General features: G+C 69.0%; 13 protein-coding genes and 1 pseudogene. 8 read left to right on the forward strand and 6 right to left on the reverse strand.

Going from position 1 to position 15,586, the window contains the following annotated elements:
- Nucleotides 1-949, forward strand: a 949-nt coding sequence (locus MVA01S_RS22885; protein WP_060941703.1) for a hypothetical protein, incomplete at its 5' end; no start/stop codon positions are given.
- Nucleotides 950-998: 49 nt separating this feature from the next.
- Here MVA01S_RS22885 and MVA01S_RS22890 read toward each other — a convergent pair.
- Nucleotides 999-1,403, reverse strand: a complete 405-nt coding sequence (locus MVA01S_RS22890; RefSeq protein WP_040540522.1) for a DUF5319 domain-containing protein — start codon at nucleotides 1,401-1,403, stop codon at nucleotides 999-1,001.
- Between the two features lie 147 nt (nucleotides 1,404-1,550).
- Between MVA01S_RS22890 and guaB the strand changes: the two genes are divergently transcribed.
- On the forward strand, nucleotides 1,551-3,110 hold the full coding sequence (gene guaB / locus MVA01S_RS22895; RefSeq protein WP_003929264.1) for an IMP dehydrogenase: 1,560 nt from the start codon (nucleotides 1,551-1,553) through the stop codon (nucleotides 3,108-3,110).
- Between the two features lie 31 nt (nucleotides 3,111-3,141).
- Entirely contained in the window at nucleotides 3,142-4,290 is a 1,149-nt protein-coding gene (locus tag MVA01S_RS22900; RefSeq protein WP_003929265.1) for a GuaB3 family IMP dehydrogenase-related protein, read from the forward strand.
- A gap of 6 nt (nucleotides 4,291-4,296) precedes the next feature.
- Here the strand turns inward: MVA01S_RS22900 and MVA01S_RS22905 are convergent, their stop codons facing one another.
- Nucleotides 4,297-4,905: a TetR/AcrR family transcriptional regulator gene (locus MVA01S_RS22905; RefSeq protein ID WP_040540520.1), complete on the reverse strand. Its 609-nt coding sequence runs from the start codon at nucleotides 4,903-4,905 to the stop codon at nucleotides 4,297-4,299.
- A 72-nt stretch (nucleotides 4,906-4,977) separates the two neighbouring features.
- Between MVA01S_RS22905 and MVA01S_RS22910 the strand changes: the two genes are divergently transcribed.
- Together MVA01S_RS22910 and MVA01S_RS22915 are read left to right on the forward strand one after the other, a co-directional pair.
- The gene (locus MVA01S_RS22910) at nucleotides 4,978-6,714 is read left to right on the forward strand and encodes a GMC oxidoreductase (protein ID WP_003929267.1); all 1,737 of its coding nucleotides are present in this window, start codon (nucleotides 4,978-4,980) and stop codon (nucleotides 6,712-6,714) included.
- A gap of 18 nt (nucleotides 6,715-6,732) precedes the next feature.
- A complete protein-coding gene (locus tag MVA01S_RS22915; RefSeq protein ID WP_144033032.1) occupies nucleotides 6,733-7,560 on the forward strand; it encodes a cysteine peptidase family C39 domain-containing protein in 828 nt (275 codons plus the stop codon).
- On the opposite strand, the gene MVA01S_RS22920 is transcribed toward MVA01S_RS22915, so the two are convergent.
- Nucleotides 7,536-9,746, reverse strand: coding sequence for an ATP-binding protein (locus MVA01S_RS22920; protein ID WP_003929269.1), 2,211 nt, complete (start codon nucleotides 9,744-9,746; stop codon nucleotides 7,536-7,538). The genes MVA01S_RS22915 and MVA01S_RS22920 overlap by 25 nt on opposite strands.
- Before the next feature lie 198 nt (nucleotides 9,747-9,944).
- Between MVA01S_RS22920 and MVA01S_RS22925 the strand changes: the two genes are divergently transcribed.
- Entirely contained in the window at nucleotides 9,945-10,625 is a 681-nt protein-coding gene (locus MVA01S_RS22925) for a response regulator (protein ID WP_003929270.1), read from the forward strand.
- A 174-nt stretch (nucleotides 10,626-10,799) separates the two neighbouring features.
- A complete protein-coding gene (gene guaA, locus MVA01S_RS22930; protein ID WP_003929271.1) occupies nucleotides 10,800-12,359 on the forward strand; it encodes a glutamine-hydrolyzing GMP synthase in 1,560 nt (519 codons plus the stop codon).
- 2 nt (nucleotides 12,360-12,361) lie between these two features.
- Here the strand turns inward: guaA and MVA01S_RS22935 are convergent, their stop codons facing one another.
- The 3 genes and pseudogenes from MVA01S_RS22935 to MVA01S_RS22945 all read right to left on the reverse strand — a co-directional run bounded on the left by MVA01S_RS22935 (nucleotide 12,362) and on the right by MVA01S_RS22945 (nucleotide 14,666).
- A complete protein-coding gene (locus tag MVA01S_RS22935) occupies nucleotides 12,362-13,228 on the reverse strand; it encodes a MerR family transcriptional regulator (RefSeq protein WP_003929272.1) in 867 nt (288 codons plus the stop codon).
- A 10-nt stretch (nucleotides 13,229-13,238) separates the two neighbouring features.
- Nucleotides 13,239-13,718 (reverse strand): annotated as a pseudogene (locus MVA01S_RS22940) (NAD(P)/FAD-dependent oxidoreductase); the annotation flags it as partial.
- 24 nt (nucleotides 13,719-13,742) lie between these two features.
- Nucleotides 13,743-14,666, reverse strand: a complete 924-nt coding sequence (locus MVA01S_RS22945; protein WP_003929274.1) for a hypothetical protein — start codon at nucleotides 14,664-14,666, stop codon at nucleotides 13,743-13,745.
- Nucleotides 14,667-14,823: 157 nt separating this feature from the next.
- Here MVA01S_RS22945 and imuA' point away from each other — a divergent pair, with 157 nt between their 5' ends.
- Nucleotides 14,824-15,522 carry a DnaE2-dependent mutagenesis accessory factor ImuA' gene (gene imuA', locus MVA01S_RS22950; RefSeq protein WP_003929275.1) on the forward strand — a complete coding sequence of 233 codons (699 nt, stop codon included), beginning with the start codon at nucleotides 14,824-14,826 and terminating at the stop codon, nucleotides 15,520-15,522.
- The last annotated feature ends 64 nt before the right edge of the window (nucleotides 15,523-15,586 follow it).

Below are 15,586 nucleotides of genomic sequence, written 5' to 3' on the forward strand. Positions count from 1 at the left end.
GGCCCCGCGCCGCCGGCTCTCGCTGGCGGTCCTCGGCTCGGCGGCCGCCGCCGTCCTGGCCATCGGTGGTGTCGGCGCGGTGGTGGCCGGGTCGGGCCCCGGAGACGCGCTCTACGGACTGCGCACCATGTTCTTCGGCGAGCAGACCCAGACCCGCGACGACGCGGTGATCCTGGCCGCCCAGACCGAGATGCAGCAGGTGCAGCAGCTCATAGAACAGGGCGACTGGCAGGGCGCGCAGGCCAAGCTGGAGGCCGTCACCACGACGGTCGCCACCGTCGACGACATCGAGCGCAAACAGGAACTCGTCACCCAGTGGCAGGAGCTGACCGTCAAGGTCGAGGCCCAGGATCCGGCCGCGACCATCGCTCCCGACGCCGTGCTGCCGACCTTCCCGGACGTGCCGGTCGTCATCCTTGAGCCGGACGCGCCGGTGACCGGGCCGACCAGCGAGACCACCGATACGCCGGCCCCGTCGGAGACGACGTCACCGTCGAGCACGACCGAGACGACGTCACCGTCGAGTGCGACCGAGACCACCGCCCCGTCAAGCACGGCCGCGCCCACGTCGACGACGGCTACCCAGGCGCCGGCGCCGTCCACCTCGGTGGCCACGACACCGACGACCCCGACGCCGACGAGCGCGACGCCGACGAGCCCGTCGAACCCGACGACAGCGGCAACGACCCCGTCGAACCCGACGACAGCGACAACGACCCCGTCGAACCCGACGACAGCGACAACGACTCTTCAGGCGACGAGCACAGCTCAGGCGACGAGCACAGCTCAGGCGACGACGGCGCGTGCTCCGCAGCCGACCCCGACCCCGACACCCACGGCCGTGCCGCCGGTGGAGGAGGAGACGGTGGCGCCGGAGACCCCGACGGTGCCGCTTCCGACGACGACCACACCGGTCATCCCGCTGCCCGTACCGGGCGGGGTGGGCTGATCACCGGGGGCCGAGCCGCCGAATCAGGCACAGCCCGGGAATTGCGCTCTCAGCGATAGCCGTCGGAATCCGAGGTCGCCTCGTTCAGCGACGCGTCGGCGTAGCCGCGGCAGTAGTCCCACGTGACATACGAGTCGGGCTCGGGGTCGTAGGCGGGCTCGTGCGGACGAACGGTGCCGTCGACCAGGAGTTGCAGCAGGTTCGCGCGCAGCATGTCCCAGTCGTGGTAGTGATCCTGCTGACATTCGTCACAGCAGACGACGAGTCCGCGGATTCCCTTGTGCGCCAACAAAGCTTCGTAGACAGCCAGATCGGCCAGATCGGCCTCGACTGCGGTGCGTTCCTGCGGATCCAGCGGCTGACCCGGCTCCAGGGCGTCGAGCGCCGCCGACGGATCGCTCGGATCGTCGGCGAACGGGTCGGGCGGCAATCCTGGTGGCAGGTGGTCTCGCACGTCCCCAGACTACGCAGCACCACAGGTATCGCGCCAGCGCACACCCGGTAGGTCGCGGGGAATCAAAAGTGCAGGCTCGGAGCCGATAAGATGGCCCTTTCAGGTGGTTCCGTCACCTGGCTGCACTTGTTACCGGAGGCCCCACCCATGTCGATCGCCGAAAGCAGCATCCCGCTCGCCGTTCCTGTGCCTACAGGCGGCGACGACCCCACCAAGGTCGCGATGCTCGGGCTCACCTTCGACGACGTCCTGCTGCTGCCCGCAGCCTCGGACGTGATCCCGGCCACAGCCGACACCGGGAGTCAGCTCACCCGCAAGATCCGGTTGAAGGTGCCGCTGGTGAGTTCGGCCATGGACACCGTCACCGAGTCCCGCATGGCGATCGCGATGGCGCGCGCCGGCGGCATGGGCGTGCTGCACCGCAATCTCCCGGCGGCCGAACAGGCCGCGCAGGTCGAGACCGTCAAGCGCTCCGAGGCGGGGATGGTCACCGACCCGGTGACCTGCAAGCCGGACAACACGCTGGCCGAGGTCGACGCGATGTGTGCGCGGTTCCGGATCTCGGGCCTGCCCGTCGTCGACGACAGCGGCGCACTCGTCGGCATCATCACCAACCGCGACATGCGGTTCGAGGTCGACCTGTCCAAGCCGGTCTCCGAGGTGATGACCAAGGCCCCGCTGATCACCGCGCAGGAAGGCGTCTCGGCTGAGGCCGCGCTGGGACTGTTGCGCCGCCACAAGATCGAGAAGCTGCCGATCGTCGACGGCAACGGCAAGCTCACCGGCCTGATCACGGTCAAAGACTTCGTCAAGACCGAGCAGTTCCCGCTGGCCACCAAGGACAGCGACGGCCGACTGCTGGTCGGCGCCGCGGTCGGTGTCGGCGAGGACGCCTGGACGCGCGCCATGATGCTGGCCGAGGCCGGCGTCGACGTGCTGGTGGTCGACACCGCGCACGCCCACAACCGCGGCGTGCTCGACATGGTGCACCGGCTCAAGGCGGCGGTCGGCGACCGCGTCGAGGTCGTCGGCGGCAACGTCGCCACCCGGGCCGCGGCCGCGGCACTGGTCGCGGCCGGCGCGGACGCGGTCAAGGTCGGCGTCGGACCCGGATCGATCTGCACCACCCGGGTGGTTGCCGGTGTCGGCGCCCCGCAGATCACCGCGATCCTGGAGGCCGTCGCGGCCTGCGCCCCGCACGGCGTCCCGGTCATCGCCGACGGCGGGCTGCAGTACTCCGGTGACATCGCCAAGGCACTGGCCGCGGGCGCGTCGACCGCGATGCTCGGCTCCCTGCTGGCCGGCACCGCCGAATCTCCCGGCGAGCTGATCCTGGTCAACGGCAAGCAGTTCAAGAGCTACCGGGGCATGGGCTCGCTCGGCGCGATGCAGGGCCGGTCCAACGCGGCCGCCGGCGGCGCCCGCGTGTCGTACTCCAAGGACCGCTACTTCCAGGACGACGTCCTCTCCGAGGACAAGCTGGTGCCCGAGGGCATCGAGGGCCGGGTGCCGTTCCGCGGCCCGCTGGGCACCGTGATCCACCAACTCGTCGGCGGGCTGCGCGCGGCCATGGGCTACACCGGTTCGGCGACCATCGAGCAGCTGCAGCAGGCACAGTTCGTCCAGATCACCGCCGCGGGCCTCAAGGAAAGCCATCCACACGACATCACCATGACTGCGGAAGCCCCGAACTACACCACCCGCTAGGGTTGCACGGGCCTACACAGGGGAGCTGAACATGCGTGAGATGGTGGAAATCGGCATGGGCCGGACCGCCCGCCGCACCTACGAACTCGACGACATCAACATCGTGCCGTCCCGTCGCACCCGCTCGTCGAAGGACGTCTCGACGGCGTGGCAGCTCGACGCGTACCGGTTCGAGATCCCGGTGGTGGCACACCCCACCGATGCGCTGGTGTCGGTGGAGTTCGCGATCGAGATGGGCCGCAGCGGTGGGCTCGGTGTGCTCAACGGCGAGGGGCTGATCGGCAGGCACAGCGATGTCGCCGACAAGATCGCCCAGGTGATCGAGGTCGCCGAGAAGGATCCGGACCCGGCGGCGGCGACCCGACTGCTGCAGCAGTTGCATTCCGCGCCAATCGATCTCGATCTGCTCGGCGCTGCGGTGGCACGCATCCGGGAGGCCGGGGTCACCACCGCGGTGCGGGTCAGCCCGCAGAACGCGCAGGCCCTGACTCCCACGCTGGTGGCCGCGGGCATCGACCTGCTCGTCATCCAGGGCACCATCATCTCCGCCGAACGGGTCGCCAAGGGCAGCGACGAGACCGGGGAGCCGCTGAACCTGAAGACCTTCATCTCCGAACTCGACGTGCCTGTGGTGGCCGGCGGTGTGCTCGACCACCGCACCGCGCTGCACCTGATGCGCACGGGCGCCGCCGGCGTCATCGTCGGATACGGCTCCACCGCCGGGGTCACCACGTCCGACGAGGTGCTGGGCATCAGCGTCCCGATGGCCACCGCGATCGCCGACGCCGCCGCCGCACGCCGCGAGTACCTCGACGAGACGGGCGGGCGCTACGTGCACGTGCTCGCCGACGGTGACATCCACACCTCCGGCGACCTGGCCAAGGCGATCGCGTGCGGCGCCGACGCCGTCGTGCTCGGCACCCCGCTGGCTGTGTCGGCCGAGGCGCTCGGCGGAGGCTGGTTCTGGCCGTCCGCCGCCGCGCACCCGTCGCTGCCGCGCGGTGCGCTGCTGCAGGTGGCAGATGAGGACCGGCCGTCGCTGGAGCAGGTGCTCAACGGCCCGTCCGACGACCCGTTCGGCTCGCTGAACCTCGTCGGTGGTCTGGCCCGCTCGATGGCCAAGGCCGGCTACTGCGATCTCAAGGAGTTCCAGAAGGTCGGGCTCACCGTAGGGAGCTGAGCCGACCTACTGCATGCTGCGCAGCGTCCGGACCAGGTAGTCGTCGAGCAACACCTCCCGACCGGTGGATTCGTCGGTGGTGATCAGCAGCGCGTACAGGCCCAGCAGGAAATAGATCGCGCTGTTCATCGGTGTCACGTCGGCGGCGGTCTCGCCGCGTTGCCTGGCGTTCTCGATCTGGTCGGCGACCAGCACCACCAGCGGGTGGTCGTCGCCGTGTTCAGCGGGCGGGCGGGTCGGCGAGAAGTGCAGTGCGAGGAAGTCTTTGAACAGCAGCACGCCCAGCCGGCGCTCCAGCGCCGCCACCAGATCGGCCGCCTCGCGCAGCACCGCCGCCAGATCGTCGTGTGTCTTGGTGAACGTCGCGAACCGCTTGGCCATCCGGTCCTCTTCGCGGCGCTCGAGCTCCAGCAGCACGTGTTCCTTGGTGGGGAAGTGGAAGAAGAAGGTGCCGTGGGCGACCCCGGCCGCGGCGACGATCGCGCCGACGTCGGCCTCGTCCTTGCCCGCCCGCTTGAACTCGGCGATGGCCGCGCCCAGGAGCCGCTCCCTGGTCTGCAGGCGCTTCGCCTCACGCGCGGTGATGCCCGAACCGGCCCGAGTGGTCACAGCCACCGACCCTATCGCCTGCCGAAGTTAGGGTCGCCTCTCTAGCTGGTTACCAGCCGGTAAGTTCATAATGTGCCGATGAAGCCTGACTACGACGTGCTGATCATCGGCTCGGGGTTCGGCGGCAGCGTCAGCGCGCTGCGCCTGACCGAGAAGGGCTACCGCGTCGGGGTGCTGGAGGCGGGCCGCCGCTTCGCCGACGAGGAGTTCGCCAAGACCTCGTGGAACCTTCGCAAGTTCCTGTGGGCCCCGAAGTTCGGCATGTACGGCATCCAGCGGATCCACCTGCTACGCAACGTGATGATCCTGGCCGGCGCCGGAGTGGGCGGCGGCTCCCTGAACTACGCGAACACGCTGTACGTGCCGCCGGAGCCGTTCTTCAACGACCCGCAGTGGAAGGACATCACCGACTGGCGGGCCGAACTGATGCCGCACTACGACCAGGCTCAGCGGATGCTCGGGGTGGTCACCAATCCGACGTTCACCGACGCCGACCGCGTGATGAAAGAGGTCGCCGAGGACATGGGCGTCGGCGACACCTTCGTGCCGACGCCGGTCGGGGTGTTCTTCGGTCCCGGCAACGACAAGACGCCCGGCAAGACCGTGCCCGACCCGTACTTCGGCGGGGTGGGACCGGCGCGCACCGGCTGTATCGAGTGCGGGTCGTGCATGACCGGCTGCCGGTACGGCGCCAAGAACACGCTGCTGAAGAACTACCTGGGGCTGGCGGAGAAGGCCGGTGCGCAGGTGCACCCGATGACCACGGTCACCGGTTTCGAGCAGCGGCCGGACGGGCTGTGGGAGGTGCGCACCGCGCGCACCGGCGGCAAGCTGCGCAAGCGGCCCAGGACGTTCACCGCCGAGCACGTGATCCTGGCCGCAGGCACCTACGGCACGCAGAAGCTGCTGTTCAAGATGCGCGACCAAGGCAAGCTGCCGAAGCTGTCCGACAAGCTGGGCGTGCTGACCCGGACCAACTCCGAGTCGATCGTCGGCGCCGGGCGGCTCAAGGTCGGCGACGACCTCGACCTCACCCACGGTGTCGCGATCACGTCGTCGATCCATCCCACCGCCGACACCCACGTCGAACCGGTGCGGTACGGCAAGGGCTCCAATGCGATGGGGCTGCTGCAGACGTTGATGACCGACGGCACCGGGCCGGAGGGCACCGATGTGCCGCGGTGGCGGCAGCTGGTCGAGACCGCGCGTCAGGATCCGCGGGGCACGTTGCGGCTGCTCAATGCGCGACGGTGGAGCGAACGCACGATGATCGCGCTGGTCATGCAGCACCTGGACAACTCGATCACCACGTACACCCGCAAGACCAGGTTCGGCTTCCGCATCCTCGACAGCAAGCAGGGCCACGGCGAACCCAATCCGAGCTGGATCCCGGCGGGCAACGAGGTGACCCGGCGCATCGCGGAGAAGATCGACGGGGTGGCCGGCGGCACCTGGGGCGAGTTGTTCAACATCCCGCTGACCGCCCACTTCCTGGGCGGCGCGGCGATCGGCGACAGCCCCGAGCACGGGGTCATCGACCCGTATCACCGGGTCTACGGCTACCCGACGCTGTCGGTGGCCGACGGCGCGGCGATCTCGGCGAACCTCGGCGTGAACCCGTCGCTGTCGATCACCGCCCAGGCCGAGCGGGCCGCGTCGCTGTGGCCGAACAAGGGTGAGCAGGATCAGCGTCCGGCGCAGGGGCAGCCCTACCGCCGGCTGTCGGCGATCGAACCGAAGAACCCCGTGGTGCCCGCCGACGCCCCCGCTGCGCTGCGCCGGATCCCGATCGAACCGGTCAGCACGACGGGCTAGATCTGTTAGCTTCCGGGGATGGCGCTGCTCCTCAGAAGCTCATTGGCAGTTGCGGTTGCGGCCGGTGTGACGTTGGCGTTCGGCGTTGCCTGCGGCGCCACCGAACCGTCGGCCCCGTCGACACCGGCGACTTCTGTTTCGGCGGCTTCGGCAGAGCCGAACTTCACCTGCCGCGGCCACGACGGGACGCGCACCGCCCGGCAGCTCGACGCTTCCCGGGACAAGGCCGAGGGCCCGCCGCAGGACGAGATCGTCGAGATCGTCGGTGGCGTCTACGGGGATCCCGACGCCGCCGCCCGGTACTGGGAACAGCAGAGCGAAGGCGATTGCGGTCTGATGGCCACCAGGATGGTGGTCGGGGAGATCACCGGGGCGCCACCCACCGAACGGGAGATCATCGATCTGGCGGCGGGCACGCCCAGCCAGTGCACACCGGGTGAACCGGTCTACGACGAGAGCATCGACCCGGAGGACGGCGGCATCGGTCACGGCACCTGCTCGCGGGATCTGCCGTTACTGCTCAAGCACTTCGGGATCGACGCCGACTACACCAACGACGACGAGGCCGCCGACGGCGGCCTCGACACGGGTCTCGACGCGCTGGCCGACTACCTCGGCAACGGGCAGCAGGCGATGGTGTGCGTGAACTCCCGGATCATCTGGGACACCGAGGGCGACCGGACCAACTGCGGCCACATGATCACTGTGGCCGCCATCGACTTCGACGAGGACATCGTCTACCTCGGCGACAGCGGGGGCGAGGACACCCGCGACGAGCAGGTCAGCATCGACACCTTCGAATCAGCCTGGGCCACCGGTGATCACGAGCTCGTCGTGACGCGCTGAGCCCCGGTGTGCAGCAGGCACCACAGCTCACGCCCGGACACCACCACCTCCGCACCGTCGAGGCCGGCGGACAGATCGCTGCCGGTCGCGGTGTCGATGTCGATGACGATGCTGATCTCCACGCCGTCGTCGGAGCCGGTGAGCACCATCCGCACCGTGGTTGACGCGAGCTCGAGCACCGCCGCCAGCGTCGTGAGCACCTCGGTGACCCGGTCCTCGTCCAGATCGGGCAGCGACCCCGAAAGTTCCAGCGCCACATCGAGCCGGCGGTCCTCGGCGGCATCGATCAGCGGCCGGATCCGCTGCGTCAACGGATGGTCGAAGGTGCCTGCCTGGTCGAAAAGAGCACGGAGTCTTCGACACTCGGCCTGAGCTCGGCGCTGCAGGTCGGCATCCACCGGGTCGCCGCGAGTCAGCGCTTCGAGCAGTGGCACCACGTTGTCGACGATGGTGGCGTAGCGCCGCTGATACTCGGTGCGCAGGGCCTGTGAGATCCGGTCGCGAGTCAACAGGCGCCGGTGGGCACGCGTCTCGGCCTCCACCACGGCGGCGGCGTCGCGCATCAATCCGTTGAACACGAACGCGAACAGCTGCACCGCGAGGATGCTCGCGGTGCCGAGACCGACGTTGACGAACATGGCCGCCGACGGATCCCGGACCACCACGACGGCACTGTTGAGCACCCAGTAGCCCACCAGCATCGCCACGCCGGTGCGGTTCGGCAGTGCGAGCAGCAGCGGCAGCACGCACCAGCCGACCGCACCCTGGGCCCAGTGCGCGTACCCGATCAGCGCGTCCTGCGGGAGCAGCGCCGGTTGCGCGATCGCGACCACCAGCATGGCCAGGGCGGCCGGCCATGCGAAAGCCCAACGCTGCCAGAGTATCCCGGGAATCGACGCCAGAGCTCCGACAGCGGCGAGGATCCCGAGCGGGGCCTCGGCGGGCGGCACGCTGACCGCCAGATTGACCAGTGCATAGGCGGCCAGCGCGAGTCCGTAGCGGGTTCTGGTCCGCTCGACCAGTCGGTCCGGATCGACCGTCGGTGACCTGAGCGGGGTATCGGGGTCCGGGCACCAGGACAGTTCGGTCACCGTCCCGGTGTCCGGGCCGGACGTCACCCGGGCCTGACCGCCGGCCCGCTCCATGCGGCCGATGATGGACTCGTCCACCCCGTGACCGTGGCGCGGTGCGTCGACGTCGAAGCCGACCCCGTCGTCCACCAGGCGCACACAGGTGTCGGACACCGTGACGCGCAGCAGCGTCGCGTGGGCGTGCCGGTCGACGTTGGTCATCGCCTCGCGGGCGGCGGCGATCACCGGACCGGCGCTCTGGCCGGGCAACCAGAGCCGGTCGCGGCCGTCGAACCGCACCGGCGTGCACAGATGGGCTGCGCATTCGCCAAGGGCGGCAACCACTTCCACCGGTGACGACGGGACGACTCGGGCGCGCTCGCCGAGCAGGCGCAGGTCGCGCCGGGCCTGGGCAGCCAGCCGTCGAGCGGGGAGCGTGGTGCCCTGCCCGACCATCAGCAGCGTCGAGGCCGCGGTGTCGTGCAGCAACGCGAGTTGTTCGCGCTCGTAGTCGCGGACCGCGTCGTTGACCCGCCTGGCGACCTCCGCCTCCTCGCGTTCGCTGCGGGCGCGGTCGATGACCGAGGCCGCCCGCAACAGCATGAAGCGGATGATCGATGCCGTGGCGCACTGAACGACGAAGTAGTACAGCGCGGTGACCGACGACAGGTTCTCCCAACCGACCACGGCAGCCGCACCGTGGGCGTACGCCGCGGCGATGCCCGCCGTCAGCGCCACGCTCACCGGGGCCGACACCGACACCGAGATGCTCACCACGGCGGTGCCGGCGATGGCCTGCGGTGCGGTGTTGGCCGTGTAGAAGTCCGCCGCGGGGGCGAGTACGGGGATGGCCAGGCACACCGAGAGCACGAATGCGTAGTCCATGGCCAGCCACACCGCCTGCGGCGAGCGGGTCAGTACCCGGATCAGCGACCAGACCGCCAGTGCCGACAGCAGCCAGGTGCCCACCCGCGAGCCGGGTGCGGCGGGGTCGGCGAGCGCGATCAGCGCCACACCGAGGTTGACGGTGTTGCGCATCAACAGCCCGACCGCGGCTGCGCGGGTCGTCAGCTGCTGGCGGGCGGCTGATCCCGCACCGGTGCCGCTCGTCGCCATGCCGCCCCCCAGCGAACCCGATGAGAGGTCGAGGGTAGGCCCATGGCGGGGTCGGGTGTGTCGGTCGAACGTACGAATTTCGCGACCGTAGGGAACGGATTGGGCTATTTCGGCAACTTCACCCGGGTTTTCTGTCGCCTCCGTCAGGGGCCTGAGATTAAATACGCGCAGGCGACTTGGGGGGGAGGTGCCAGGGGGATGTCCCGCGAGAACGATGCGCGGCGGCCCGTGCGAATCGCGATCATCGACGACCACGACGTCGTGCACGCGGGTATCGAGGCCTGGTGCGCGGAGGCCGATCCGGTGATCGAACTGGCCGACAGTTTCCTGCGTCCGGTCGAGTACTTCGCGAAGTACCCGGCCGACGGCGGCGACATCGACGTCGTACTGCTCGACCTGCAGATCGAGGGGCATCGACCCGACTTCGAGTCGCTGGCCAGACTCGCCGACCGGAGCCAGCGGGTCGTCGTCTATTCGCACATCACCACCGACGAGGTCATCCTGCGGTGTCTGGACCTGGGCGCGGTCACCTACCTGGTCAAATCCGAGGGCAAGCGCCATCTCATCGAGGCGATCCACGCGGCGCACACCGAAACGCCGTACGTGGGCCCCCGGATGGGCAAGGCGATGCTGAACGACACCACGGTCGGGCGGATCAAACTCACCGAACGGGAGAAACAGGTCCTGATCGCGTGGTTCCAGACCGAGAGCAAAGATCTCGTCGCCAAGCGCCTGTTCATCGCCCCGACCACGGTGCGCACACATCTGCAGCGGGCCCGGGCGAAGTACGCCGGCGTCGGACGGCCCGCGTCGACCAAGTCCGCGCTGCTGGCGCGCGCGATCGAGGACGGCATCCTCAGCCTCAACGATCTCTACTGACCGAGATCGCCCGTTCGGCCGACAGACACCCGGATCAGGCGCCACTACCGTGGCCAGTGCTCGGGGGAGTCAGCGTGATCGCCGGCGGCGAGGGGCGATCGGGGTCGGGGGGGTGCGCCGAACCGCCGCCGCTCCGGCGATCACGTTGACCGGGCAACTCACTAGACTGTCCCGGTGGAATCTGCAGCCCCCCGCCCGGTCCTGGTCGTCGACTTCGGCGCGCAGTATGCGCAGCTGATCGCCCGGCGCGTCCGGGAGGCGCGGGTGTTCTCCGAGGTCGTCCCGCACACCACCTCCGTCGAGGAGATCAAGGCGCGCAATCCGCGCGCGGTCGTGCTCTCCGGCGGACCGGCCAGCGTGTACGCCGAGGGTGCGCCCCAGTTGGATCCCGCGCTGTTCGACCTCGACGTGCCGGTGTTCGGGATCTGCTACGGATTCCAGGCGATGGCGCAGGCCCTCGGCGGCACCGTGGCGCACACCGGGACCAGCGAGTACGGCCGTACCGAGCTCAAAGTGGCCGGTGGACAGCTGCATACCGATCTGCCGGACACGCAGCCGGTGTGGATGAGCCACGGCGACGCGGTGACAGCCGCTCCGGACGGTTTCGAGGTGGTCGCCACCAGCGCGGGGGCGCCGGTGGCGGCGTTCGAGAACCGGGAGCGGCGACTGGCCGGTGTGCAGTACCACCCCGAGGTGATGCACAGCCCGCACGGCCAGCAGGTGCTGAGCCGTTTCCTGCATGAATTCGCCGGTATCGATGCGGCCTGGACCCCGGCCAACATCGCCGAGGCGCTCATCGCGCAGGTGCGCGCCCAGATCGGCGACGGGCGGGCGATCTGTGGCTTGTCCGGCGGTGTGGACTCGGCGGTGGCCGCCGCGCTGGTGCAGCGGGCCATCGGGGACCGGTTGACCTGCGTATTCGTCGACCACGGGTTGCTGCGCTCGGGTGAACGGGCCCAGGTGCAGCGTGATTTCGTCGCCGCGACCGGAGCCAAGCTGGTCACCGTCGACGTGGCAGACCGCTTCCTGGAGGCGCTGTCGGGAGTGACCAATCCCGAGGGCAAGCGCAAGATCATCGGGCGTGAGTTCATCCGCGCTTTCGAGGGCGCCGTCCGCGACGCCGTCGACGTGTCCGGAGGCGAGGTCGACTTCCTGGTTCAGGGCACGCTCTACCCCGATGTGGTCGAGTCGGGCGGCGGGTCCGGCACCGCGAACATCAAGAGCCACCACAACGTCGGCGGCCTGCCCGACGACCTGAAGTTCAAGCTCGTCGAACCGCTTCGGCTGCTGTTCAAGGACGAGGTGCGCGCGGTCGGGCGTGAACTCGGCCTGCCCGAGGAAATCGTTGCGCGCCAACCGTTCCCCGGACCGGGCCTGGGTATCCGCATCGTCGGCGAGGTCACCGCTGAGCGTCTGGACACGTTGCGGCGCGCGGACGCCATCGCCCGCGAGGAGCTGACCTCGGCCGGGCTGGATCACCAGATCTGGCAGTGCCCGGTGGTGCTGCTGGCCGACGTCCGCTCGGTGGGCGTGCAAGGCGACGGCCGCACCTACGGCCATCCCATCGTGCTGCGCCCGGTGTCCAGTGAGGACGCGATGACGGCGGACTGGACGCGGGTGCCTTATGAAGTGCTGGAACGGATTTCGACGCGGATCACCAACGAGGTGCGTGAGGTCAACCGGGTGGTGCTGGACGTGACCAGCAAGCCGCCGGGCACCATCGAGTGGGAGTGAAGCTACTCACCGGCGGCCTCGGCGGACTTGTCGACCAGATCACCGAGTAGCTGTCCGACCACCGACTCCACCTGCGACTCGATCGAGAACGCCAGCGTCGCGCCGACCGCCGTCACCGCCTGGGTGCGGAACCGGACCAGTGTGGTGATCAGCTCGGCGACCTCGACGTCGTCGGGTACGGCCGCGCCGGGGTTGATCTTGTCGACCACCTCTTCGAGCCCGGCCTGCACGAGGATCGCGCTGATCTGGTCGAGCAGCGGCGCCACCCGCTCGTGCAGGTCGATCAGCTTGTCGAACGTCACGCCGTGGCGGTGGATCTCGGTGAACGCCTGTACCAGCGTGGGCCGCACGACGGTGGCGTGCGCGTCGTCCTCTACCCGGATGATGCCCAGTGACACCAGCCGGTCGAACGCGGCGTCGTCATCGATCATCCGCCGCGCCTGGGCGGACGGCATGCGCTGAGGCTTCTCGGTGGCCCAGCTGCCCGCGATCGCCGACTCCAGACCGAGCATGTCGCCGAGATCCTTGCCCTGTTCCCATGCCGAGAGCATCTCCTTGACGTGGGCGATGGTGTAGCCACGGTCGAGCAGCGAGGTGATCAGCCGCAGCCGGGTCAGGTGGGTGTCGTTGAACAGCGCGACGCGGCCTACCCGCAGCGGCGGGTGCAGCAGACCGCGGTCGCGGTACACCCGGATGTTGCGGGTGGTGGTGCCCGCCAGGCGTGCGAGGTCGTCGATGCGGTACTCGCCGGAATCGGTGGCGCCGTGCGGCTGCACCGCGGCGTCGAACAACTGAGACACCGCGTTCTCGATCACGTCGCGCGAGCCGCGGCGCACCCGCCGCAGGATCGTCTGGATGGGGCCGGACATCTCAGGTCACCGCGAACACGATCGCGTCGAGGTGGTGCTCGACGCCGTCGCTGGTGCGGATACCGACGGGGCTCAGTGTGGCGATCGGCCAGTCGATCAACTTGCAGTTGGCGCGCTGCAGGGCAGGGTAGTAGTCGCTGGAAATCGATGTCTGCGTGCAGCTTCCGGTGGGGGTGAGCTGGCGGCGCAGCCACGGATCTCTGACCTGCCGGCGCAGATGCGCCTTGCCGAGGCGCGTGACCACACGGTCGGGGCACAGCGCTCGCACCGCTGCGGGGATTGGGACGGCGAGGCGGGGCAGCACCCAGGACGGGTTGTGCTGGAACACCTTGACGAACGCCGCGCTGTCGACCAGTTCCGGCACGATCCGCACGGCGCCGGCGCCGGTGCAGATCACGCCCACCCGTTCACCGGTGAAATCGTGGTCGTGGTCCCAGGTCCCGGCGTGGATCGGGTGTCCCAGGTAAGTGTCGACGCCCCGGATCTCGGGGGAGGCGTGATGTACCGGCATGGCTCAGGCCGCCGGCTCGTGGGTGAGTTCCCTGAACCAGCTCGGGATCGGGCGCAGCAACTTTCGGGGGTAGCGCTCGGAGGCCCACACCAGGGAGTTGGCGAACAGATGGTAGGGATGATGCGGGTTGACGACTGCCCCCGCATGCCGCTTGAGTACCTGGTAGGCCGGCACCCGGTGGGTGAATTCTCCTCGCTCACCGAGGGTTTGGAACCTTTTCACCGCGTTGTAGAGGCGCTCGGGCTCCAGGCCCATACCGACGATCTCGTTGCGGATCCGGTTGAGCAGCGGGACGTACATGATGGCCCCGATGATCAGTCCGGGGCTGGCGACACTGCCGACGAACTCGACCGCCAGCCGCCGTAGATCGGCGTGGCCGATCATGTTGAGCACCTCGAAATCGACGGCGATGTGCCGGGATTCGTCGTTGTTGATCTTCTCGAACACCTGATGGCAGACGGGATCGTCGACCTCTTCGAGTAGGAACTTCAGCAGCGCGCCGTCCAGAGCCACCTCGAGCATCGGGATCACGGTGCCCAGGACAGACAGCGACATGTCGTCGGCGTAGGTGTCCAGCCAGGTCATCGCGAGCCGGATATTGACGTTGGGCTCCGGGGTTTCGGGTCCGTCGTCGAGCATGCCCCACCGCTTCATCAGTGCCAGTTCGGCATTGGCGTGCCGTTGTTCCTCGGCATGGAAATAGCGGTAGATCTCGGCGATGGTCGGGGTGGGCGCCTTCTTGGCCAGCGCGGCGAATCCCCGGGCGCCGATGTTCTCGATCCAGCACAGGTCGGCCATGAACGCCTTGAGTTTCGGCCGCTGTTCGTCGGTGATCCGGTCGGCTCCCGGGGCGTCCCAGTCGATGTCGGCCAGCGCCCACTGCCTGTCCTTGATCTTCGCCAGCATCGCGTCCATGTCGATGGCCATCATCGATTGCAGCACCCAATGGTGACATTTGTCAATGTCACTATTGGGCGATGGCGCGGTCGGTCTTGTTGACGCTTGTCGGCGGGTGGGTGTTTACTGGCTGCGTCGAACAAAGTTTCGAAAAACAGATGATTCGGATGAGGTGAAAGGTACTGCTGTGACGACGCCGAAGAGCTGGACAAGGTGTGCCGTCACACGTGCTGAGCAGGTAGAACAGCTGCGCAAGCAGATCGCGTCGGTGTCCGGCAAGGTGGGTGGGACGCGGCGGGCGGCGGCCCCGGTCCCGGAGCTGTCGACCACTCCAGATTCTTTGCTGCCGAGGCCGGATTCGCTGGCTGAACTGCTTCCCGATTCGTTGCCGCGCGGCACCGTCGCGGTGCTGTCGGGGGCTCGGTCGCTGCAGCTGCGGATGGTTGCGGCGGTGACGGCCGCGGGCGGTCATGTCGCGATCATCGGCCAACCCGACGTCGGACTGTTGGCGGCGGCGGAGATGGGGGCCGATCTGAGCAGGATCGCGGTCATCCCGGAGCCGGGTGCCGACCCGGTCGAGGTGGCCGCGGTGCTGATGGACGGGATGGATCTGGTGGTGCTCGGTCTGGGGGGACGGCGGGTGACGGTCACCCGGGCCAGGGCGGTGGTGGCCCGGGCTCGCCAGCGGGGGTGCACCCTGCTCGTCACCGACGGTGACTGGCAGGGGGCCTCCGCGCGACTGGAGGCCCATGTCAGCGGTTACGAGATCGCCGGTGGGCGGGACGGGCGGCCCACTCCCGGGTGCGGGCGGATCAGCCGGGTGCAGTTGTCGATGCGGGCCCGCGGCCGGTCCGTCGGCCACCAGGTCCGCGCGGTGGGTGGGTGATCCGGTGACCCCCTCCAGGGTTCTGGCGCTGTGGTGCATGGACTGGCCCGCCGTGGCCGCCGCC

Origin of the sequence: Mycolicibacterium vaccae NBRC 14118 = CIP 105934 (assembly GCF_001552715.1) — a bacterium.
In the GTDB taxonomy this organism is placed as follows: domain Bacteria; phylum Actinomycetota; class Actinomycetes; order Mycobacteriales; family Mycobacteriaceae; genus Mycobacterium; species Mycobacterium vaccae.